Source organism: Clostridium sp., from assembly GCF_036646415.1.
Taxonomy (GTDB): Bacteria; Bacillota; Clostridia; order Clostridiales; family Clostridiaceae; genus Clostridium_J.
Window position 1 is genome coordinate 59,644 of sequence record NZ_JAVXMF010000007.1, and the last position, 24,923, is coordinate 84,566.

18 protein-coding genes are annotated in these 24,923 nt (G+C 30.8%); 4 read left to right on the top strand and 14 right to left on the bottom strand.

Annotation, left to right across the window (positions count from 1 at the left end):
* Nucleotides 1-21: 21 nt before the first annotated feature.
* The 10 genes from RSD37_RS07000 to RSD37_RS07045 form a co-directional block, all read right to left on the bottom strand.
* Entirely contained in the window at nt 22-3,003 is a 2,982-nt protein-coding gene (locus RSD37_RS07000) for a type I restriction endonuclease (protein WP_346945998.1), read from the bottom strand.
* A 79-nt stretch (nt 3,004-3,082) separates the two neighbouring features.
* Nucleotides 3,083-3,676 (bottom strand): hypothetical protein, encoded by a 594-nt coding sequence (locus RSD37_RS07005; protein WP_346945999.1) that lies wholly within the window; start codon nt 3,674-3,676, stop codon nt 3,083-3,085.
* 53 nt (nt 3,677-3,729) lie between these two features.
* Nucleotides 3,730-5,022: a restriction endonuclease subunit S gene (locus tag RSD37_RS07010; protein ID WP_346946000.1), complete on the bottom strand. Its 1,293-nt coding sequence runs from the start codon at nt 5,020-5,022 to the stop codon at nt 3,730-3,732.
* On the bottom strand, nt 5,022-7,043 hold the full coding sequence (locus tag RSD37_RS07015) for a class I SAM-dependent DNA methyltransferase (RefSeq protein WP_346946001.1): 2,022 nt from the start codon (nt 7,041-7,043) through the stop codon (nt 5,022-5,024). Before RSD37_RS07015 ends, RSD37_RS07010 begins: the two co-directional genes overlap by 1 nt.
* Before the next feature lie 114 nt (nt 7,044-7,157).
* Nucleotides 7,158-8,552 carry a hypothetical protein gene (locus tag RSD37_RS07020; protein ID WP_346946002.1) on the bottom strand — a complete coding sequence of 465 codons (1,395 nt, stop codon included), beginning with the start codon at nt 8,550-8,552 and terminating at the stop codon, nt 7,158-7,160.
* A 117-nt stretch (nt 8,553-8,669) separates the two neighbouring features.
* Nucleotides 8,670-10,547: an N-6 DNA methylase gene (locus tag RSD37_RS07025; protein WP_346946003.1), complete on the bottom strand. Its 1,878-nt coding sequence runs from the start codon at nt 10,545-10,547 to the stop codon at nt 8,670-8,672.
* Nucleotides 10,548-11,833: 1,286 nt separating this feature from the next.
* The gene (locus RSD37_RS07030) at nt 11,834-12,529 is read right to left on the bottom strand and encodes a pentapeptide repeat-containing protein (RefSeq protein ID WP_346946004.1); all 696 of its coding nucleotides are present in this window, start codon (nt 12,527-12,529) and stop codon (nt 11,834-11,836) included.
* 441 nt (nt 12,530-12,970) lie between these two features.
* Nucleotides 12,971-14,284: a replicative DNA helicase gene (gene dnaB, locus RSD37_RS07035; RefSeq protein WP_346946005.1), complete on the bottom strand. Its 1,314-nt coding sequence runs from the start codon at nt 14,282-14,284 to the stop codon at nt 12,971-12,973.
* Between the two features lies 1 nt (nt 14,285).
* Complete coding sequence (locus RSD37_RS07040) at nt 14,286-15,308, bottom strand: conserved phage C-terminal domain-containing protein (protein ID WP_346946006.1); 1,023 nt, start codon at nt 15,306-15,308, stop codon at nt 14,286-14,288.
* A 449-nt stretch (nt 15,309-15,757) separates the two neighbouring features.
* Nucleotides 15,758-16,261 (bottom strand): Rrf2 family transcriptional regulator, encoded by a 504-nt coding sequence (locus RSD37_RS07045; protein ID WP_346946007.1) that lies wholly within the window; start codon nt 16,259-16,261, stop codon nt 15,758-15,760.
* Nucleotides 16,262-16,497: 236 nt separating this feature from the next.
* On the opposite strand from RSD37_RS07045, the gene RSD37_RS07050 reads away from it, so the two are divergent.
* From RSD37_RS07050 to RSD37_RS07065, 4 genes are all read left to right on the top strand, one after another.
* Nucleotides 16,498-16,869 carry a pyridoxamine 5'-phosphate oxidase family protein gene (locus tag RSD37_RS07050; RefSeq protein WP_346946008.1) on the top strand — a complete coding sequence of 124 codons (372 nt, stop codon included), beginning with the start codon at nt 16,498-16,500 and terminating at the stop codon, nt 16,867-16,869.
* Between the two features lie 15 nt (nt 16,870-16,884).
* A complete protein-coding gene (locus tag RSD37_RS07055; RefSeq protein WP_346946009.1) occupies nt 16,885-17,061 on the top strand; it encodes a 4Fe-4S binding protein in 177 nt (58 codons plus the stop codon).
* Nucleotides 17,062-17,324: 263 nt separating this feature from the next.
* On the top strand, nt 17,325-18,605 hold the full coding sequence (locus RSD37_RS07060) for a M28 family peptidase (protein WP_346946010.1): 1,281 nt from the start codon (nt 17,325-17,327) through the stop codon (nt 18,603-18,605).
* Entirely contained in the window at nt 18,586-18,849 is a 264-nt protein-coding gene (locus RSD37_RS07065) for a hypothetical protein (protein WP_346946011.1), read from the top strand. Before RSD37_RS07060 ends, RSD37_RS07065 begins: the two co-directional genes overlap by 20 nt.
* Nucleotides 18,850-19,177: 328 nt before the next feature.
* On the opposite strand, the gene katG is transcribed toward RSD37_RS07065, so the two are convergent.
* The 4 genes from katG to RSD37_RS07085 form a co-directional block, all read right to left on the bottom strand.
* The gene (gene katG / locus RSD37_RS07070; RefSeq protein WP_346946012.1) at nt 19,178-21,379 is read right to left on the bottom strand and encodes a catalase/peroxidase HPI; all 2,202 of its coding nucleotides are present in this window, start codon (nt 21,377-21,379) and stop codon (nt 19,178-19,180) included.
* Nucleotides 21,380-21,914: 535 nt separating this feature from the next.
* Complete coding sequence (locus tag RSD37_RS07075; protein WP_346946013.1) at nt 21,915-22,838, bottom strand: MerR family transcriptional regulator; 924 nt, start codon at nt 22,836-22,838, stop codon at nt 21,915-21,917.
* Between the two features lie 301 nt (nt 22,839-23,139).
* A complete protein-coding gene (locus RSD37_RS07080; protein WP_346946014.1) occupies nt 23,140-24,231 on the bottom strand; it encodes a HAMP domain-containing sensor histidine kinase in 1,092 nt (363 codons plus the stop codon).
* A complete protein-coding gene (locus RSD37_RS07085; RefSeq protein ID WP_346946015.1) occupies nt 24,221-24,913 on the bottom strand; it encodes a response regulator transcription factor in 693 nt (230 codons plus the stop codon). The genes RSD37_RS07080 and RSD37_RS07085 overlap by 11 nt, the downstream gene beginning before the upstream one ends.
* Nucleotides 24,914-24,923: the final 10 nt, after the last annotated feature.

Genomic DNA, 24,923 nt, shown 5'->3' on the forward strand with positions numbered 1-24,923 from the left:
ATTCCCACCTATCTAAAATTATTATCTATTAGCTTCACTATATATTTTCTCGGATAAATAGTGAATCATGAAGTTTTGTAAATTTCCATTGGTTAATATCTCTTTAACTAACCTATCATTTCTATTTTTAGTTTTTACTATGCCTCTTTTAAAGTATGACTTAGCGAAAGTTTTAACTAAATCCTCATAGCTGTTTGCTTTTGCTATGTCCATTATTTGTTGATTGTTTTTAAACATTTCTTCATACTGATCTATTATTATTCTATCTTCCTCTGTTAGACCAATACCAAAGACATCATTTATTCTTTTTATAATATCAGTTAAATACTCTTCTTCAGTTTCGTTTACACGAGCTTCAGCATTTTCTGATATACCAACGAGTTCACCTTCACCATAGGTTAAAGAAACATCTTCGCCTTTTTTATCATCTTGTCCTAGTTTTTGTAGCTTATAGTAATCTAAGCTTAATACCTCATCAAGATTTACCTTTTCTTTACCCTTTTTAGGTAACTTCTTAAGTAATGCAACTAAGTATATTTGTAATCTTAACAGATTCAAGTTTTTTAAAGGATAGATTTGAAGTAAGAAATTATAGAAAGTTACATACTTTTGAGCTTTCTTTTTAAATTCTGCTGCTTTTTCCTCACTATCTGCTTCTAATAAACAATATCGCTCTACACCTTTATCAATTATGCTATTCATCTTACCATCTTGAGTTGCGGTTCTTTTAGACTTATAGAATAGAGTGGCAAAATCATTTACCTCTTCATCCTGATAAATTCCATATTCATGGAGTTGATACCATAAGTCATTTACTACATTAGGATCTGTTACTTTATCTACATTAGTAACCTCAAAATATGGCTTATAAGCTTCTTGAATATCCTCAACTGAGTTTTGGAAATCTAGAATAAAGGTATTTTTATTAGGATAAGTTCTATTTAATCTTGATAGAGTTTGTACAGTTTTAACTCCATCGAGTTTCTTATCTACATACATAGTACAAAGCTTAGGTTGGTCAAAACCTGTTTGATACTTCTCCGCAACTATAAGGATTCTAAAATCATCCTTATCAAATATTTTAGGTAAATTAGTTTCAGTTATATCTGGTGCTACCTCTTTGTTCATTGAAACCTCAGTAAACTCTTCTTCTCCATCTGTAACAGTTCCAGAAAAAGCAACTAAGGCTTTCATATTGTAGCCTCTTTCTTTTATATACTTATCTATAGCTAGCTTGTATCTAACTGCATGTAATCTGCTTCCAGTAACAATCATACCCTTAGCTTTTCCATCAATCCACATGGATCTATTTTCAATAAAGTCATCTACTATTGTTTCAACCTTTTGTCTTATATTATGAGCATTTAAACTTACAAATCTATTTATAGCCTTCTTTGCTTCACCCTTATCAAACTCTGGGTTATCAGCTATTTTCTTTCCAACCTTATAATAAACACTTACTGGCATATAGTTTTTAAGAACATCTAAGATGAATTTCTCTTCTATAGCCTGCTTCATAGAATATAGATGAAACTCATGTGGTAATCCATCGTCGCCTACTCGTCCAAATATCTGCATGGTTTTATTCTTTGGCGTTGCAGTAAAAGCAAAGAAGCTAATATTGTTTAAATCAGTTCTCTTCTCAATAAGCTCACTCATTTTATCCATACTTGATTTTTCATTATGCTCTTCCTGTTGTTGTTCCCCTGCTGCTTCTTCTAAAGTCTTTCCAGCTAGTGTTTCCTTTAACGCTCCCATGTTCTCTCCAGCAGTAGAGGAATGAGCCTCATCAATAATAACTGCATACTTTCTTTTCTCTAAGGTATCAATCTTTTGAAGAGCATAAGGGAACTTTTGAATAGTAGTTATTATTATCTTAACACCACTAGTTATTGCATTAGCTAAATCAGATGAACTTTTATCATCATCAATTTTAACAACCAATCCCTTTTTATGCTCCAGTTGATATATAGCATCTTGAAGCTGTTTATCTAAAACCTTTCTATCAGTAACAACAATAACGGAATCAAATACAGGATTATCATGTTCATCATGCAAGCTAGATAATCTGTGTCCTGACCAAGCAATAGTATTAGTTTTTCCACTACCTGCACTATGTTGAATTAGATAGTTTAGTCCCGCTTTATTAACTTCTAAATCAGCTACAATCTTTCTAACTGCATCTAACTGATGGTACCTTGGGAAAATTGCTCTTTTATTATTATTCTCATCTTCTTGTATAAAATAAAAACGCTTTATTATATCAAGGAGACTATCTTGTCTTAATATTTCTTCCCATAAATAATAAGTTTTCTGTTTTCCTTCTACAACCTTATTTCCTTTTCCTCGGTTATTCCCTCTATTAAAAGGTAAGAAGAAAGTCTTATTGCCCTTAAGATGTGTAGTCATATATACATCATCAGTATCTACTGCAAAATATACTAACACTCTTTCATTAAATCCAAATAACTTTTCCTTTGGATCTCTATCCTCTTTAAACTGTCTTATAGCATTATAAACATTTTGCCCTGTAAATTGGTTCTTAAGTTCCATAACTATAACGGGAAAACCATTAACAGATAAAACTACATCTAAAGTATTATTATTCTTAGTGCTATATTTAAACTGTCTAGTAACCTTAAATATATTTTCTTTATAATTCTGAAGATCTGCCTTATTTAAGTTTGAGTTAGGTTTGAAGTATACTAACTGAAACTTACCATTCATCATAACATCTTCAATACCATTTCTTAGAACATGTATAAGCCCTCTTCTCTTAATATTAGAATCTACTAAATCCAAGAAAGACTTTTTCCAAGCTGACCCACGAGTAGATTTAAATTCATCTAATAAATCCTTTTGAGTAGCTTCTAAAAACCTAAGTAAATCATCCTTTAATAAACAGTATTGTAAGTCAAACTCCTGTGAACCCCCCTGCTCATAACCTGCTGATACCAAATAATTTTCAATGGATTCTTCTAAATTAATTTCCTTTGGTAACATATCCATCTCCCCTAACCTTAATAAATATATAATCTCCACTGCTTCGAAATATAATGTATTAATACCAATCAATTCTATTTTATCTTGTTATATCTCCTTTTATCATATCTAACCTTCTATTTAAATCAACTAATGACATTTGTAAAGTTGGTAAAATTCTATTAGCTATTTCAATAAAACAACCCCATTCGATTTTCCCCATTGTAACATCGTCTATAGATTGCTCTAATTCCTCTATATAACATTGCACTTCTTTTGTTCTACTTTGATATCCAGCTAATACTTCATGTATTAATGTTCTATTTGTTCTATCTCCTTGGATTAATACGCTAATTTCTTCTATCACTGTAGTTAACTCTTTTATTTGAGTTCTTAATGGTGTACTTTTTACAATTTCCAATTCGTATAAAGTTTCTTCTAATCCCACCTTACCATACTCAAATACTCTATCTCCATTAACTTCATCAATTCTGTCAAATATTAGTGAATATATGTTTGAATTATATCCTAATATACCACTTAAATACCCCATGATTTCATTATAAAGATTTTCGTCTATATTCTCTTTATTTCCCCTTAGCAAATCTACCAACCCAGCAGTTTGCTTTAATGCCATTAATGACTTTTCATTGATCCACGATTCCATTCGTTGAAATCTCTCAATATTTTTCATGTTTAATTTCCCCATTCCCTATTCAATATTAGATTAATTATCTTATAAAATAATTAATCTAATATCTCTATTTTCCCTGTAACTGCTTCACTTATTAAACTTTGCTTAGCTTCTTTTATTCCGATAATTTGTTTTTGGATTTTCATTACTAAATCATCTATTTCATTAAATTTACATAGTAAATAGTTGCTAATAATTTCTTGTTCATACATATTAGGATAAGTAATTTTTATATCACTGACTAACTCCCAATTTGCCCTAGGCATTTTTACTCCATAAGTCAAAGAATTAACTAAATCTATAAATAATGGATTTAGCATTGTAAATTTCAATACTTCTGGTAATAAACACTTAGTCTCCATTACTAAAAATTCATCTGAACATATCCCCGTTTCTTTTGATACGATACACTTTGCAAGATATGGTCTTAATTTTCCGAATAATACATTATTATTGTAGAATACAGAATTTTTTTCACTGTCTACTTCTGTAGCCTTACCATATTCAATTAACTTTCCAGTCCATTTTTCAACATTTTCAAGACCAATATAAATTTCGAACTCACCTGTACTAGCCTTTCCAGTAACTAACGAGCAAGTATTTTTTAAAGCCTTAACTACCCACTCCTTAGGCACATCCCCCAACCATTCAACTCCACTATCTTTCATTTCTTCTTTTTTTCTTTCCACTAACTCATATCCATCAGAAGTTTTAACCACCTTAACCTTACCGGTTACAACTTCACTTATAAGACTTTTCTTAGCTTCTTCCAGTGTTTTAATTAAAGCTTCTTTTTTTAAGATTATAGTATCAAATTGAGCTGTTTTTTTATCTAGGAAATTAGCTATTTTTATATCTTCGTTTTCATTAGGAATTGGTACATTAATTTTTTTCATCCTCTCAATATTTGTAGACCATAAATCATCAACTATACCACTACCCCATCTATAAAACTCTTCTGAAAAATAATAGTTTCTAAACAAGCTATGAACATATTGTGAGTTTAAATGTTTGGGTGTTAAAACATTGCATATTAATGAAACTGAACCATCATAAACTGAAACGCCACAAGAACCTTTTCTATCAGCTCTACTATTTATTACAAAGTCTCCTTCACATACTTTTTTTCTATTATCACTATTATCGCTCTTTGCCACATTTTCTAACTGCGGTAAAATCCCTTGTTTAGTTACCGATAATGCTGGAAACACCTTATCACTTACCTTTTCATTTCTGACCCTAAATTCCTTATTTATTCTACTTATTTTCCAGTCCCTAGGAATCTTCCCAATCCACTCAACACCACTATCCTTCATTTTCTCTTCATTTCTATATCTAAATTTCATTATCCTAGCACCTTCTTTATTTCTAGTGCTATTTCACCTTCCAATTCTTCTACTTCTTTCATTATTTCAGCGAAAGGTCTTAGTTTTTCATATTTATAGAAATATCTTGTGAAAGGTACTTCATAACCTATGTTATTAAAAGTATTTTCATCCATGTAAGCATCTGATACATGTGGTTTTACTTCTTTTTCAAAGTAAGCATTTATATCTTGCTTTAGTGGAATAGATTCAGTGTCTTTTAATGATGAATCACTTTCTATATTCCCCTTAGAATCTTTACATATATCTGCATTTTCGTTTCTTTCTCCGATAGCATTCAATATAGCTTTTAAAAGTGCTGCTCCTAAGGTTATTCCAAAGGTTTTAGCTTTTCCTTTTATGTCTTTTATGAATACTTCTCTATTTAAATATTCTTTATTTAAGTCAAAGCTTTCTAACATTTTTATTATGCTTTCTTGCTGTTCTCTGCCTGCTGCTTCTTCCCCAGCCTTTACTGCTTCATCTTTTTTCTTTGATACTGCTAGGTTAATAAATTGAGTTGTTTCCTTTACTCTTTCTATTGTTTCTTCATTAACCTTGAAGCTTAGTTTAAGTGGTCTTTCTATTGTTATCTTCCTATATCCAAATTCTTCATTATCGAATATCTTACACTTTTCATTTTCTGTGAAGTTCTCATATATGTGTTTGATCTCTTCAATTTGATCTATAGATATTTCTTTTCTTTTATTACCTAAACTTTTTCTCATAGGTTTATAGAATTCTGTAGCATTAACAAGCTGTATTTTACCTTTTCTTCTTTCATCTTTTCTATTGGTGATTACCCATATATAAGTTGATATCCCTGTGTTGTAGAACATATCTGTAGGCAGTGCTATGATTCCTTCTAATAAATCATTTTCTATAATCCATTTTCTTATGTTAGATTCTCCACTTCCTGCATCTCCTGTAAATAGTGGTGAACCATTGAAGATTATAGCTATTCTACTTCCCTCTTCATCTTGATACATCTTGCTTATCATGTTTTCTAAGAACAGAAGTGAACCATCACTTACCCTTGGAGTTCCAGCTCCAAATCTTCCATCAAAGCCAAGATCTGCTTCTTCCTTAACTTTCTTTTCTTCATCCTTCCAAGTTACACCAAACGGAGGATTAGATATAATGAATCTCATAGATTCTCCACTAAATCTATCTTCTGTAAGAGTATTTCCAAGTCTTATATTATCAGGATTTTGCCCCTTCATAAGCATATCTGCCTGACATATTGCAAAGGATTCATCAAGAAGTTCTTGACCATATACATTAACAATAGCTTTATCATTTAGCTTCTCAATATACGCTTCAGCTATAGAAAGCATTCCACCAGTTCCACAGCAAAAATCTGCTATTGATATTACTTTTCCTTCTTCGCTAATAAAGCTCTTCTTACCTAAGAATAGCATTTCCATACAAAGCTTAATAACTTCTCTTGGAGTATACTGTTCCCCTGCTGCTGAGTTTTCTGTAAATCTTCTTAACATTTCTTCATATATATAACCCATCTTATTATTAGAAACATTGTTTATATGAAGATCTACTTCACTCATTTTTTGAAGAACTGCATATAACTTGTTTTTCTTATCTAATTGAGTAATTTCTTCTTTAAATTTGAACTTGCCTATTATCTCTTTTACATTATTAGAGAATCCATTAAGATACTCCTCAAAGTTTGATTTAATATTTTCACTATCATCTAAAAGCTTTCTCCATGTAAAATCAGATACATTATAGAACTGTAAATCTATACCATGATTTTCTTTTAAATCAGCTATTACTATTTCATCTATTTCCTCTTCAGGCATAAAATCATAATTATTATAAACTTCTTTAATTATTTCTTTATTGTAATCATCTAAAAGACAATCAAATCTTCTTACAACTATCATCGGAAGCATTACTTTTCTGTAATCCTCTTCTTTATACGTTCCTCTTAAGCTCTCCGCTATATTCCATAAAAATGCAACATGATTAAAATTGTTGTCCATAATGTCATTTCTCCTTACGTATGGTAGATTATTGTAAGTAGAAGCTTTCATGCTGATTTCTACTCACAATAATCATTATACCATTTAATATATTTAATCATAAAATAACACTTATTAAAATTTACTTGCACTTTTCTTCGGTTTTGCATCTACTATTATTAAAAGAGGTTTATTAGCGTCATCATTAACTCCACTATATATTTCTTTCAAATCTTCAATTTTCTTCGCAGGACCACCATTATCTATTACCAAATAAATTTTTTTATTGGTTCTTTCAGCTTTTGCATATTCTTCAATCTGAGTCGTAAATCCATGAACTAAATTTTTATTGGTTGTTAACTTTATTTCTATTAATGTTTTATCATTTTGCCCTCTACTCATCTTAAAATCCACTGGTCCCCGTCCACAATCAGTTTCAGGACTTATATCTAAATTATTAGCATTACAATAAGCTTCTGCTATTCCATAAAAAGCTAATTGAGCTATTTTCTCTTTTCTTGGCTTCCTATCATCAGTATAAAGTAATTGAGATAATTTATTGTCTTCTGTTAATTCTTTAAACTTATTGCATAAAATTAAAGAAATTTCAAACGAACTCTTTTCTTTATTAGGAATGAATAATGGATTTTCTTTAGCAATGACAGGAGTATATTGATATACTTTATACTCCCCTAATGCATCGCTATCGAAATCATACTTGTCCACATCAGTGTTTTTATAGTCATCTAATAGGACTCTAAGATGTTTAGGGTTCTTCATTATATGAGTTAGTATAAAATCTTTTTTTGCTGTAGTTGTAATTTTACTCCATTCTACTCCTATGATTTCATTGAATTCTCTTCTAATTTTGTCAATTTCTTTACATACTCTATCAATATCATCCCAATCTTTAGCTATAGGTAATTCATGCAGTATATCTTTAGGTAGTAATAACACCCTATTTCCTTTATATGGGTTTATTAAATATTTACCATCAAACTCTAAATTTGGATAGTTTTCCTTGTTTATTCCTAGTATTTCGTTTATTCGTATAGTATAAGCTTCAATATCAACCTCTATTAGAGTTGCAAACATATCACTTAATCTATCTGGTCCAACCTTTTCTTCAAATAGTCCTACTAAGTGAAAAATTTCTGGTTCATTAACTCCTGTATCAATAATTTCTTTAGCATCTTTTATTATCTTTTCAATAATGTGTTTTCCTACACCTGATCCATGGGTTCCTTTTGAATATCCCAGACCAATTCCATTTACTTCACCATAAGGGAATCTTCTTATAGCTTCCTTGTATAATCTTTCTTCATTAGATTTCGAGTTAGCTAACAATAACCCTATCTCTCTAAAAAAATCATTTATTTTCTCATAACAGCCCTTAAACTCGTCAACATCTGTATTCTTCAGTCTTTTTATGTTTATAAAATAGTTTGCATCTAAATCTAAAATCTGGTCAAATGCACCTTCTAAATCTATTTTTTCCCCAACACCTAAGTAATTTGATAACAATTCCATATCCCTCATACTCCCTTTCATTCTAATATTCTTTTACCTAATGCCTTTTTTTGACTTGGCTGATGGAAGTATTCCCCCATCAACCTAAAATTTTATTTCAGAAAGTCATTTCCCTATTTATACATACATTAATTCAAAGTTCTCTTTTATTTCCATTTTGTCATATAAATCCAATTTAAGATTATCTAGTTTTAGTTGTAGCTCTTCCATCTGCTTCTTTAGACACTCTTCCTCTACTTTATATTCACTTATAATCTTATCTTGTTCCTTTGCATCTACATATACTATCGGTAGTTCCTTCAAATCTTTTGAGTTTATCATTGCTACTGCAGTCCCACTCTTTCTACTCTCTATTAGATATTGACCTATAGGGCTTATCAAGAACTCTTTTACATACTGTGAGTTATTACCGTACTTAAGCCTTACCCCTACAAAGTTTTGAGATATTAAAACCGCTCCTTCATGTTCAGGTATAATACAAACTTTAGTTGCTCCTTTATTTGATATAATTATATCTCCAGCTTCCACCTTATAAGCTTCTACTCTTGCATTATTTTCAATTGTATATCTAGGTAATGAATCTATATCCACTTCTCCATCTTTTATATCAGCTAGATTTATTATTTTGTACCGTCCATTTGGGTCCTGAATATTCTTACTTGTAACATTTATTCCTCTATAAAAATCTGCAATACTTTCAAGAGACTTTTCGTCTTTCAACTTTTCTAGATGAATCTTCACCTTTCCAAAATTCTCAGTTTCAAACTCTGTTTTAACAACATATCTACTTGGTGAAATAATTCCGTTATATATGTCTTTCAAATCAACTATTGTACTAATATCTTCAACCTCTTTTTTATTTCGATAAATATTTAATATACAATTAATATTTTCATCATTTAAAATATTTTTACCTCTTCTTACACTTTCATATATGTCATCTGCATTTATGAATTGTATTTTATTTTTCATTGCTCCGCTTTTATTCATATTTAAAACTATCATAGCACAAGGAATACCTGTGTTAGTAAATAATCCACTTGCTAGTTCTATAACTGACTCAATGTAATCAAAACCTATAATTTTCTTTCTTAAAGCTTCTTCTGCACCTGCTCTAAATAAGGCTCCAAGAGTTGTTATCATTACAGCCTTTCCATTCTCCTTTAATGATTTTAATGCTGTTGATATAAATAACCAATCCGCACTTGATGTTCCTGGCGTTCCATATATAAACCTTGAATATTTATCATTAATTATTTCAGACTCTTTCTCTTTCCAAGTTAATCCAAACGGTGGATTCATAACTATACTATCAAATTTCCTAAGTATATTTTCTCCCTCTCTAAATATCGGATTTGTTAATACATCTCCTCTCCTAATATCTGTCGACTTAATTCCATTAATAAACATTCTAATCTTAGCTACCCAATAAGCCTTTTCATCTAATTCTTGTCCATAAATCTTAAGTTCATTTCCATAACTATTAGCAAATTTATATGCTTCAACAGAATCTCCACCTATTCCAAAAGTTCCATCATAAAACTCTCCATCTTTAGGTTGAACTATTTCAACTGCTAATTTATTTATGAAATTCGGTGTTGTGAATTCTCCGCCCATCTTACCTGATGACTCTGTTATAGCCTCTAACATATACTCAAAAGCATCTCTGTACTGATCAGCATTAAAGAAAGAACTCTTCAAAACAACTAAAATTTTAGCTATCTCTTCATTTGATAGTTTTAATTTGTTTAAATATGATACTGCTCCGCTTAAATCCTCTATCGTTTCTCCTATAGCATTTAACGCCTCTTTAACAGCTTTTTTAATATCATCACTATTTAATATTACATCCAAGTTTACTTTATCTGAAATATTTTTATCAGCACAATACCCCAATAATAAAAATACCGATGTGCTTAAATCTAAATCGCTTATACCAACTGTTCCTCTTTGAATTTCTAATACTTCATATATTACTTTTTTAATATTTTTCACGCTTAACTCCCCTTACGCATTTTTAATAATTTAATTACTAACTCCCTACCTTTGTGTTTTAATAATACTATTAATACATTTTAATGTCAATGCTTTATTTTAGTAATTTAATTATTAACTCGTAATATGTTTTACCTAGGATTAATTCAACTACTTTAGAAAAATAAAAACCCACAACAATACATTTCTGTACTTTTGTGAGTTTCATGGTGGAAGCGAAGCATAACCTTTTAAATCCACGTCAATATATAATCTTATTACTGTAGATTTAAGAATTAAATTTTATGTCATTTGAAAATAATTTATTTCTTAGTTAATACAATTTTAGTAGAATATTAAAAGTACTATATCTTTTCAACTGAATTTCACAGTCTCATCAGTAGATTAAAATCTATAAGATATAGTAGTAGCTTCTCTTGCCGAATAAATTGTTATTATTGTACCTATAATTGAATATATACATGTAACCCAGTTTACGATTTTATTCATCATGCACCACGCTCCTATATTACTAAAAGTAACGAAAAAATTATATATAATGAGTAATAGGCCTATCATCATCAGCATTGGGAAGCTACTACCAATGGACATATTAATAAAATATGTTTCGATATTAATACTTTACATGTCATTCCAACTAATTTCAAGCCTAAATACTATCCTTTACTTACATAGAACAACTATTTTCGACTACGCTTTCAGTAATGGAACTAAATACTGTACTTTCTAAAAGGATAATATTCCAATATAGTAAATGTTAGTATACTAGAAAAAAGCTGAATTTTACTATTATTTCATCCCCACTCCAACGTAAACTATTAACTAGATATATACGTTTAAAAACTCCATTTTCTTGTTAAAGATATTAATATAAATCCAATCGATTATATCTTTTTCTCATGAAGATGTGATATCTGTATTATATACATATTTCCCCCTATACCATTACCATTTTAAGTATGTTCCACCATAAATATACTAAAAAAAATTCCACGATATTTCTATCGTGAATTTGTTGGTGGAAGTTATATGTGACCTTTTAAATCCACCATTTTAATATTTTATTTTAAAAATATATTCTTACTAATTAATCTAAACCCCGAGTAATCGGAATGGGATTGTACTATTCAAAAACTGTTCTAACAAAAAACCTGCAAATGCAATAACTGTTAAAATCTTATTTATCATAGGCATCCCTCCTCGAATACTAGCTATAATTATCTGTCCCCATCTTCGCTATAGCTTTCATAAGTTTCCTTATTCTGGAGCAGGACATGTATAATATATCACATCTGTAAATATGAGTCAATCATCTTTCTATATGCATATATTGTATAAAAATCATTCTTATTTTTTCGTCTATATAATGCTTCTAGAGCTCTCTGTAATTTATCCCCATAGTAATTTAAAAGTATACTTACATTCCAATTATTTGTTTTTGACTTCTTTACATGTAATATATGATATCTATATATCTTATTACACTCTGATAATTTTAACAATGTATTTTCTAATTCATTATCCAATTTAATATTAGGATATGTTTTTAAAATCCTACATTCAGCATCAATCTTAATACTCTTCACCTTGTCTATATTAGTTGATATAAATATTACATTTTTAAATTTCACTCCATCAAAATCAGTATTTTTAAAATTACAATTAAAAAATATCACTTCTTCTAACGTAGAATTTTTAAAAGATGTGCCTTTTAAATTAGTACTAATAAATTCTACTCCTAATAGTTTAGTGTTTTTAAAGTTACATTCTGTTATATTTGATGCATGATATCTAACATTTTCAAATATAGCATCTTTGTAAATTAAATTATGTATATTAGTTTGATAATTATATTTATTTTTAAATCCTCTATATTTTACAGGTGAATTAGCCAGATTAAACCTCACTACTTTACCCATTTTTGTTTTTCTTACCCTCTTCAATTCTTGTTTTCTCTTCTTTTTTTCTTTTGCCCTACCCATCTTACCATCTCCAAAATACATAAATTATAATTTTGTTCCTATATTAATAGTATCATATTTCTACAAACTTAAGTCTAATAAAAATGCCCTCTTTATAGTAACAGTTTTATTATTTTAACTGTCTACTATAAAGGGAGCATATCCTACTTACTTCAATGTATTCTTTATAAACTACAAATTCTTTTACATTCAACCTATATAAGTTTTATTATAGTTTTAATTCTTTATAAATTATTTCATCCTCTCTAGATTCACTTCCTTAATAAATTTTTGCAACCATAGGAAACTCTTTATCATTATAAAACTTTACAAGTCTTTTCAAATGATATAACGCTCTCTTCCAGACATACAACTCCATATATTACCTCTATCTTACTCCTTTCTTACTCTTCAGAATATGCAGCAAGCACTTGTCCCTAACAATTACTCCCACTAGGTATTTTATATCTCCACAACCCTCTGATACTTCCCTATCCATCCCAAATTTACAGTTTTGACTTCACCGTTTCTATTTTTACCTACGATAATTTCCATGACTTCACTTTCTTTACCTTGATTCTTTTCCTTAAGTTCTTTATCATAATATACTTCTCTATAAGGGAAGATTACTATGTCTGCGTCTTGCTCTATGGAGCCTGATTCTCTTAGGTCTGATAGCATTGGTCTTGGATCTCTTCTACTTTCTGATGCTCTTGAAAGTTGTGCTAATGCTATGACGGTGATTTTTAAGGATTTTGCCATTCTCTTTAACTCTCTTGATATCTTTGCAACTTCTTGCTCTCTACTGTTACTTACCCCCACTGATTCTATGAGTTGAAGATAGTCTATTATTAGTACATCTAAGCCTTCCTTGTGCTTTAATGTCTTTGCTTTTCCTCTTATGTTTGCAATGGTGGTGGATGTATCATCTATGAAGATTTTTCTCTCAGCTAGATTTGCCGCTCCTTCCATAAGCTTCTGTATATTAGCTTCTGTTAGCTTTCCACTTTTTATATTGCTAAGAGGAATTAAGCATTTAGCAGCCAGCATTCTCTGCATAAGTTGATTCTTTGACATTTCTAGGGAGAATAGCCCTACCTTTGCTTCTTTAGATACATACTGAGCAATGTTTAAAGCAAGTGCTGTTTTTCCCATGGATGGTCTTGCTGCTATAATAACTAGGTCTCCAGGCTGTAATCCTGAGGTAACTTTATCTAATGCCTTATAGCCAGTTGGTATACCTTCAATTTCCTTCTTTCCCAGGTATCGTCCTTCAATGTGAGTGATGGTATCCTGTAAGGTATCCATAATAGGCTCCATTTCTTCCATGGCTACACTGCTATAGGCTTTATGAATATTATCTTCTAGCCCTTCCACCACCTGCTCTACTAAAGAATCCTTATGACTTTCATCAATTGCCTTCATACAAGCTTTTATAACCTTTCTTCTACTTGCCTTATCTATGATGATTTCACTATAATTTCTTATATTATTTAAGTAGCTAGCTGAATTTGATAGCTCGGATAAATAGGTTATTCCATTACACTTTTCTAAAATTCCTCTGGTTCTTAACTCTTCGCTAAGGGTAATTAAATCTATCTCAGTGTCTCTAGTTCTTAGATTTAGAACTCCCCTATAAATCTCTCTATGATTTTCATAATAAAAATCCTCCAGATTTAGAATGTCCTCTACCTCATAAATTTTCTCTTTATCGTTAATTATTACCCCAAGAACTACCTGCTCAGCTTCCATGCTATGTGGCATAACCATATCCATATTACATGTCCTCCTTTAAAACCATATTACGCAGCTTCTCTTCTAACTCTGCTCTAGATTCTTCATTACCACTAACAACATTTCCCCTTTTAAGTCCATCCTGCTCTACTTCCTTGCCTTGATTTAGGTAGCTTTCAAACTTATTCCCAAATAGTGTGGTAGGAACTAAATATTGCTGAAACTTTGTACCTGTCCATCTTGATTTCATGTTGTGGATAACGGTTTTAAAGTCCTCCACAGTAAACTCTTCACTAAGCCTTGCCTGAATAAGCTTAACCGTTGCTTTAGTATTACCTTTAAACTTTTTCCCAGTTTGCAGATTTAGATATTCTATAATTTCAAAAGCCGTTTCCTTCAGGAACACGTTATTATTAGTTTTAATAGATGGATCTTTAGTAGAGGGATTATTTGTTGTAGGTTTCAGCTCACACCCCTTAAGGTTCTTATCCACACCCTTAAAGTTTTCATCCACACTCTTAAAGTTTTCACCCACACCCTGTTGATTTTTATCTGTACCATCTAAGTTTTCATCCATGGTCTTTAAGGTATTTTCCTCCTGAAAGCTAACTTTATTCTCTAGATTTTCAGTATCTTCATATAATGTATCAACCTTATTAATGCCTATATTTCTATCCTCTTTATCTTCTTTATATCCTTTATTTGATTTATCAGTATTTCCACCATCTATATTTGTCTCCCCAGTTATAAGTTCTATATATCTACTGCCTATACCAAAATAAGAGTATGTACCACCTTCTCTTATAACCTGGTGAGTAAGTACTCCTGCATCTCTTAATTTAAAAAATCTAGCTTGTACAGTACATTTCTTCATTTTAAGTATAGGTAACTCCTTTATGACCCCATCATAACGAATCCAATAATAAGCTCGTCCATCTACAATTTGAACCTTCATTCCTTTAGCTTCTTTAAAATCAATGAAGTATCTAAGAATAGTAGCATCCAAAACATCAAGACCTAACTCAACTAATTTTTCTTGCCTAAAACCCATAATTGTATATTTCATAACTATCTCCCCTATTACCACTTTTATTTAAAGCCTTCAATTCTATATATGGAACTATCACAAAAATTTACACCTATTTTCCTAATTAATTTAAAAATTTTTATTTTATTATGAAATAATACAATTTAAGCTGAATTTTTTTGAATTTATAATTTAAATTTTGAGGGAAATTAACTTTATCTCTAGGAGGCTCCACTCCAGTTATATCAATGGTTTAATGGTTAAAGAACATAAAAACATAAAAACATAAAAACACTAAACCCCTTGATATACTTCAAGGGGTTAATTTTATTATTACTTGTGACACAATTTTTACACTTATAAAAACAGCCTTAACCAATTAATTTAAATGGTTAAGGCTGTCTTTTTCATTTGCTTATAGTATGGTTCACCGTAACATGTATATCGTAGACTTTTACTAAAAACAACATTACTTTAAAATCTTAAGCTTACCTTGATTTAGTATTATTAAACCATTCAATAGTTGCTTTGCTATTCTCTTCAGGAATTTTATTCTTTACCTGTTCATGCAACCATGCTAATGTCTTATTATTCAGATACTGTCTCATCTGATCTTCTGCTTCTAACATCACAACTTTTATTAAGCAAGGACATTTTGTATGTGTATCAGGTAAATTATTTTTATCTAATAACAGCTCCTTCTGCCTAATCTCTGCACACTGAAATAATGGTGAATTCCCCTCTACAGCTTCAACAATATCCCAAAATGTTATATTTTCTGGAGAACGGGCTAATTCATATCCTCCATTAACACCTGGAATTGACTTCACAATACCCGATTTTCTTAGTTTTGTATATACTTTTGATAGATAAGTCTCTGACACGCCTTGATATGTTGCTAAGTCTTTAATCCCAACAGATTTTCCTGATGGGATATCCACCATATATAATAAACAATGTAATGCATACTCTACTCCTATAGAAAATTGCAATTAAATCACCTTCCTTATACAACAATATAATCTCTCCACATAGTACTTTATTATTTTTTATTAGTCAACATATACCCAATAAACATTATAGATAATATTTATCTGCAATATTTTTATTTGTTGTTGACTTTATAAAAATACCACTATATAATAATCATAGATATTAATTATCTGTAATATATTTAATATAAAATTTGAAATGTATTACTTAATAAATTTTTAGGAGGAATTGTACAATGCTTACAGAAAAATTTTATGATGTATTAAAAAATGAAGGTGTAGTTTCAATAGTATCTTGCTCAAACAATGAAGCCCATGTGTGTAATACATGGAATAGCTATTTAGTTATTGTGGATGAAAATAAAATTTTAATTCCTGCAGCCGCTATGATTAAGACAGAAGAAAATGTTACTGCTAATCCTAAAGTTAAATTAACAATTGGCAGTAAAGAAGTAATGGGCTATAACTATATGGGAACTGGATTTTTACTTGAAGGAACTGCTAAATTTTTAAAAGATGGAGATCACTTTAAGATGATGAGCGAAAAATACTCATTCCTAACAAGAGTATTAGAAGTTACTGTTAACTCTTGTAAGCAAACACTTTAATTAAAGGAGAAAACTATGCCTAGAAGAATTAATAAATCAGATTGTGTTGGGTGTGGAACTTGCCAAAGAGTATGTATTGTTGGGTGTATAACACAAGAAGAAGATAGACAAAGATTAATTCATGAGTCAGCATGCGTTGACTGTGGAGCTTGCCAATATGCCTGTCCCAAGAAATGTATATCCCAAAATTAAGTAGAAGGAGATGTCGCAATACTGTTGAATAAATAGTTTGTGCGTCTCCTTTTAAATATCGTATAATAATCTGCTTATACAGTTCTCTACAACATATTATAAAACACTAAACCCCTTGATATACTTCAAGGGGTTAGTCATCTCTAAATGAGATTATTATCTTTTATTTTTGTGTTTATATTATGGTACTACTCTCCACATTTTTAATTTTCTTCTAAATTTGGTATACTATATATAATTACATACACAAAGGGGGAAATGTTATGTCAATCGATAGTCAAAGAGAATTTGAACTTTTAAAGAAAATTGGTTTTGTACGAACCAGTGGTTCAGAAGAGGAATTAAAAGCTGCAAACCTTCTACTTGAGGAAATATCTTCAATAGGGTGCCAAGGACACTTAGAAGATTTTAAAGTTCCTACTTCCAATATTAAGAAAGCTACTCTGAAGGTAGTTGAGCCTTATGAAAAAGAATATGACATTACACCATATAACTGCTCAATTAGCACACCTGAAGGTGGAATAACTACAGATTTTGTATATATAGAAGATGGGCTTGATGCAAATTTAATAGACCTTAAAGGAAAATTTGTACTTATAAATATGGGTCCACATCCTAAGCTTTATAAAAAACTTATAAAAGCTGGTATTGCTGGTTATATAACCATGTGTGGTACTGCTATGGATGAAGAAGATAAAACTGATATTACTGTAAGTAGAATGCGTGAAAAGAATACTCAACACGGAAAAGTACATGCTATAAATATGCGTATGAAAGACGGCTTCCATATGGTTCAAAACAAAGCTTCTAAAGTGAAAGTAGAACTAATTACTGAAGATATAGAGCTTACTTCACATAATATTGTTGTAACCTTAGAAGGTACAAAATACCCTGATGAGATAATATCTTTCGGTGCTCATTATGACAGTACTCCTTTCAGTACTGGTGTATATGACAATGGTGCTGGTTCAGTTATTATAATGGAACTTCTTAGACATTTTAAAGAAAATCCGCCAATTAGAACTTTAAAATTTGTATGGTATGGTTCTGAAGAGGTTGGACTTCTTGGTAGTAAAGCTTATTTAAAGGCCCATGAGGAAGAACTACAAAAACACCTTCTAATGATTAATGTAGACGTTGCAGGCTCCATTCTCGGAAAAGAGAAGGCCCTAGTTACCGCACAGCAAAGCTTGATTGATTATATTGATCATATGGCTAAAATTAAAGGCTTCCCACTTAAGGTAGAACAGAGCATATATTCAAGTGATTCCACAGCCTTTGCAGATGCAGGAATTCCGTCTCTTACATTCTGCCGTTTTGCACCTATGGGTGGAGCATTCATCCACAGTCGTAACGATGTTATGGATTTTTTAAGTGCTGAGGCCTTAGAAAAAACTACCATAATAACAAAAGAATTCAGCGAATCCATTGTAAACTCAGTAGTATTTCCAATTGAAAGAAAGATTCCAGATAACATGAAAAAGGAATTAGATAAATACTTTGGTAAAGAACCTGAAAAAGAGGATGCAGGAACAGGGAATTGATAAGAAATATATTGTAGTTGAGGATTTCTTTAAAGATTGGACAATGGGTGGATATGAGTATTGTGTATCTATTAAAGATGAAGATCCAGGTATATATTATATGTATCATTATGATTGGGGGAAAATATCGTTTAACGCTTCAAGAATGCTTGAAGACGATATAAAGGCAAAAATATGGGGAGGAGCCTATTTAACCGAGACGGAATTAGAAACTATAAAATATCCTCCTTTAAAAAATAAATAAAGGACTGTGTATTTTTGAAAAAATCTTTCCAAAATAAAACCCACAGATTTTTCAAAATACTAAACCCCTTGATATATTTCAAGGGGTTAATTTATTACTTGCGACACAATTTCCCCACTTATAAAAACAGCCTTAGCCAAGTAAATTCAATGGTTAAGGCTGTCTTTTGCATTTACTTATGGTACTGCTCTACGTAACCACTGCAAATGAGGTTTTTCCATTTAATAATTTAATGTAAATATCCTGAAACTAATATAACAAATATTGATCATATTTTATCTGAAAAAATTGCTTATGCACATTTAAAGAATTTCTTGATTATTTTTATTTAATAATATTCTTCAACATCAAAACGGTCTGCCATCATTACCTTATTCCATGCAGCTACAAAATCTTCTATGAACTTTTTCTCATTGCCATTAGATGCATACACCTCAGCAACTGCTCGAAGTTGTGAATTTGATCCAAATATAAGATCAACGCTTGTTGCTGTCCACTTCCTCTTCCCTGTTTCTCTATCAAAACCTATAAATTTCCCCTTATATTCAGGCAACTCCTTCCACTCAGTATTAATATCAAGAAGATTTACAAAGAAATCATTTGTAAGGCATTCTTCCCTCTTTGTAAACACCCCATCCTTTGATTGTTTATAATTAGTGTTTAACACACGCATACCACCAATTAATACTGTCATTTCTGGAATAGTTAGTGTTAATAATTGCGCTCTATCAATTAACATTTCATCTGATGTTACTGCATATTTATCTTTTATATAGTTTCTAAATCCATCTGCCTTAGGTTCAAGAACACTAAATGCATTTATATCTGTTTCCTCCTGTGTTGCATCAGTTCGTCCTGGAGTAAAAGGAACAGTAATGTTGTACCCTGCATTTTGGGCAGCTTGTTCAATACCAACACATCCACCTAATACAATAATATCAGCTAAAGAAATCTTCTTCTCCTTTGAATGTGAACTATTAAAACCCATTTGAATTCTTTCTAGGGTATTTAAAACCTTGCTAAGCCTTTTCGGCTCATTAATTTGCCATTGTCTTTGTGGCTCTAGGCGTATTCTTGCCCCATTTGCCCCTCCACGCTTATCTGAACCACGAAATGTTGATGCAGATTCCCAAGCTGTTATAACAAGTTCTGATATTGATAGGCCTGAATCTAAAATCTTTTTCTTAAGCTCTGAAATATTCTTTTTATTAACCAATTTATAGTTAACTTCTGGCACTGGGTCTTGCCAAATAAAGCTTTCTGTTGGAACTTCTGGTCCGAGATATCTTGATATTGGTCCCATATCTCTATGTGTTAATTTAAACCAAGCTTTGGCAAAATCCTCAGCAAATTTTTCTGGATTTTCTAGATAATCCTTTGCTATTGATTTATAAATAGGATCATAAATAAGTGATAAATCTGCTGTGGTCATCATAGGTCTATGCCTTTTTAATGGATCATGGGCATCAACTACCATATCCTCTTCATCTACATCTTTAGCTAACCATTGGTATGCTCCTGCAGGACTTTTAACTAATTCCCACTCATATTTAAATAATGTTTTTAAGTAACCCATCGTCCACTTTATAGGTTCTGCTTTCCATGCACCTTCAAGCCCACTACTTATGGTATCTGGGCCCTTACCAGTTTTATAGCTATTTTGCCACCCCAACCCTTGCTGTTCAATAGGTGCAGCTTCTGGTTCTGGTCCAACATATAAAGGTGATGCAGCACCATGACATTTACCAAAAGTATGTCCACCTGCTACAAGAGCAACAGTTTCTTCATCATTCATTGCCATACGAGAGAATGTTTCCCTTACGTCATTGGCTGATGCCTTAGGGTTAGGGTTTCCATTTGGTCCCTCTGGATTTACATAAATTAAGCCCATTTGTACAGCAGCAAGAGGATTTTCAAGTTCTTTATCATCTTTATTACGCTCATCTCCAAGCCATTCTTTTTCACTACCCCAGTAAATATCCTCCTGTGGTTCCCAAACATCCACTCTGCCACCACCAAAACCAATTGTCTTTAATCCCATAGATTCTAATGCGCAGTTACCTGTCAATATCATAAGGTCAGCCCAAGATATTTTATTTCCATATTTTTTCTTAATTGGCCAAAGTAAACGACGTGCTTTATCTAAATTTATATTATCTGGCCAGCTATTAAGTGGTGGGAAACGTTGCAATCCTTGTCCTCCACCTCCTCTACCATCACCAACTCTATAAGTTCCAGCACTATGCCAAGCCATACGAATAAAGAATGGTCCATAGTGACCATAATCAGCAGGCCACCATTCCTTAGAATCTGTCATGAGCTCATATAAATCACTCTTTAGTCCATAATAATCTAGTTCTTCAAATTCCTCAGCATAGTTAAAACCTTTAGACATAGGATTGCTTAGTTCTGAGTTTTGACGAAGAACATTAAGCTTAAGCTGATTTGGCCACCAATACTCATTAGTTGTTCCCCCACCTGTTGCTGCTTTGCTTGTTCTTCCTGTCATTGGACATTTCCCTTCTATCATATAACATTATCCTCCTTACCCATCTTCTTTATCTACTTGCACACCTACTTAATTTATATATACATATAGGTAATGTAACCTTTCTCATATAAGGCATCTTCATAAAATAAATAAGTCAATCGCCTAGGCTATTTTGAGTGATACGTCGTCAGCAGAACCCTTAGATAGTTCTACTATCTGCGGAACTTACTTCCTTGTCTAAATCAAAATATCCTTCGCATCTTTGACTTATTATTTATTTTCATATGCCTAAATACTATTACTATAAATATATAAATATATAACTAGTACTATGAGTGAATTGATAAATAATATTTGGTAAGTTTTGTTAAATAACGTTTCTTTAAAATCCGTAGTAGGATGGCTACGGGGGTTTTAAACGTTTTATCCCCCCTAGGACTATTTGCGATATTTCATCATAGTCAAGGAGTAGTATTGGATATGTTTGATACTTTTATAAATGTGCATCAATTGTTTATATGATTAAATTAGTTTTAAAGCATAATCTTTTCATACATCACTTAAAAATAAACTTCTATTCTGAAATTCTTATTATTCTCATATTTTCATCATACTTAATTCCTAGTTCTTTAGATAGCATATCATTTAATTGTGTAAGCTTATCATGGTATTGTCTATATGAGCTACTTATTATTTTCATGTTATGTAAAAAAATATTATAGTATCCACTATTATTATAGAATTTATTAAGTTGCTTTTTAAACTTATAAAATGGATTCATTATTTCTAATAAAGATTCATCATTTTGCTTTTCTATTCCACTTAATATTTTTTTCTTATATGCTTCTAATTCTTCGCCTTTAGCATTCAACATGCTCTCTGTTTCATTTCTTACATTATCATTAAGTTGCTTACACATTTCATCTGTGATATTTTCATATACTTTTTCAATACTCTTAGGTATTTTTATTTCTGGAACATTATCTAAGAATTCAACTATTTCAATCCAAGCCCTATATTTATCTACTGTATCTAACGGCTCATTTAAATAAGGTGCAAAATGATATGATAAATACTTCCCTAATCCACTTGGAAAAACTCTAACTAATTCTCTCCTAATAAACTCTCCATTATTTTTTTCAATTTCTATAATTTCTTCATTTAATTCTTTTATAGACTTTTCGCTAAAATCATTATTGATAATTCTCTCTAAATATATCTTTTGCATCTTTATCTGCATTTCTTTCTTATGTTTCTCCCCAATAATTTTATTAAGAATACTCTTTTTATCATTACTTTTTATTATTGTCTTAATATCTTTAATTGATATATCTAACTTTCTATATAAAGAAATCTCATTTAATAAACCTACATCATACCCTGAATATTCCCTATATCCATTACACCCTTTTCTAGGCTTTATTAATCCTTGTTGCTCATAATAAGAAATAGCTTTCTTTGTTAATCCTGTTAAACTACAGACTTCATTTATTAACATACCATCACCTCTCTTTTCTATATTAATCTATTCCCTTAGGTATCAGTCAATATAAAACTTATTCTTTTTTGTAAATAAACATATTACTTATGATACGGTGTTTTTGCCTATAAAAATAGCCTTAGGCAAGTTATTTCAATGGTTAAAGCTAAAAACCTCAATATCTTCAAAGGAAACACACTACTCATATTTATTCGCAGGTGTAAGTTCGCCTTGCCAAATATAAAATTTGGAGGCTTACTTATGATACAGTTCTCCGTAACTACTACAAGTGAGGTTTTTACATTTAATATCAATATAGTTATTTAGCTGGTAATCTTACTTCAAAGATAGTTTTCTTCTCATCACTATAGGCTACTATCGTTCCTTGATGTAATTCTATAATATTTTTTGTAATAGCTAGTCCTAATCCAGACCCACCTATATCACTATTTCTTGATTTTTCTACTCTATAAAATCTATCAAATATATATGGCAATTCTATTGATGAGATTGACTGACCATAATTTACAACTTGAACTACTGCCATATCCTCTTCAATTTTTGTCATTACATCAATATAAAAACCATCTCGGCCATACTTAATTGCATTGGACAGCAAATTTTCAAATGCTCTAACTAGCTTCCCTGCATCTGCATTTACTATTAGCTTATCCTCAGAAAAGTTGATTCTTGATTGCATGTTTGCATTTTTAAATTGATATTCAAAATATGCAACCACCTGACCTAGCAATTCTACTAAATTAATATCGTTTTTATCTAAATTAATAGTGTTATTTTGCATTTTAGTAAGCTCAAACAAGTCATTAATAAGTAAATTCAATGCTTTTGCTTTTTCAAATGCTATATTAGCGTAATATCTCAGTCTTACTTCATCTTTATACTTATCAGTATCAATAATTTCCAAATAGCCCATTATAGAAGTTAATGGAGTTCTTAAGTCATGAGAAACATTAGTTATCAAATCATTCTTAGTTTGTTGCGCTTTTCTTTCTTCTACTGTTATCTCTTTCAGCTGCATTGAGATATTATTGATATTTTCCGCTAAATTTTTAATATCTCTTTTTTCATTAACTTCTATTAGTCTGTCCAAGTCACCATTAGCTATTATTTCAGTTTGATCTATAATAGCTGCCAAACTTTTAGCTTTTCTATAGGTCATGAGCAAATATAATCCCACAAATAATAATACTTTAATAATTATATAGTCTGCATCTCCGAACATATTATCTTCGATAATTTTCCCAAATTTAAAAATATGATTAATAAGTTGAATTTGAGTTTTTATATATAAATAATATAATATTACCCAAATTATATAAGTTAATAATCCAGCAGCTGCTACATCAGCTAATGATGATAACCAATATTTATAGAATCTTTTATTTTTCAATTTTATATCCAACTCCCCATACAGTGTGAATTACCTTATTTCCTTCCATATGATGTTCTATCTTATCCCTTAGTCTGCTCATATGCACCATAACAGTATTATTAGATTGATAATATTTTTCCTTCCATACCTTTTCAAAAATTTCCTCTGCACTAAAAACTCTTCCTCTATTTGTAGCTAACAGATATAATATTTCAAACTCCCTAGCCGTTAGATCTACTTCTTTATCATCTACAGTTACCTTATGTTTACTCTTATATATAACCATAGATTCAATTCTTATTAAGTCCTCTGAAACTTGCATTTTAGTATTTAAAAAATATGCTCTTCTCAGTAATGCCTTTACTCTAACTATAAGTTCCAATTGATTAAAAGGCTTGCATACATAGTCGTCTGCACCGGTCAGAATACCTTGAATTTTGTCCATATCCTCTGCTTTTGCGCTTAGCATAAGAATTGGTATGGTATACTTTTCCCTTACTCTTCTGCAAACCTCCAACCCATCAATACCTGACATCATTATATCTAAAACTATCAAATGAATTTCTTCCTTCTCTAATATATCTAAGGCTTCCTCTCCACAGCTTGCTTTAAATACACTGTACCCTTCATTTCTAAGGTTTATTTCTAGCAAATCTCTTATTTCTTTTTCATCGTCTACCACAAGAATATTAATATTCATTTATTCCTCC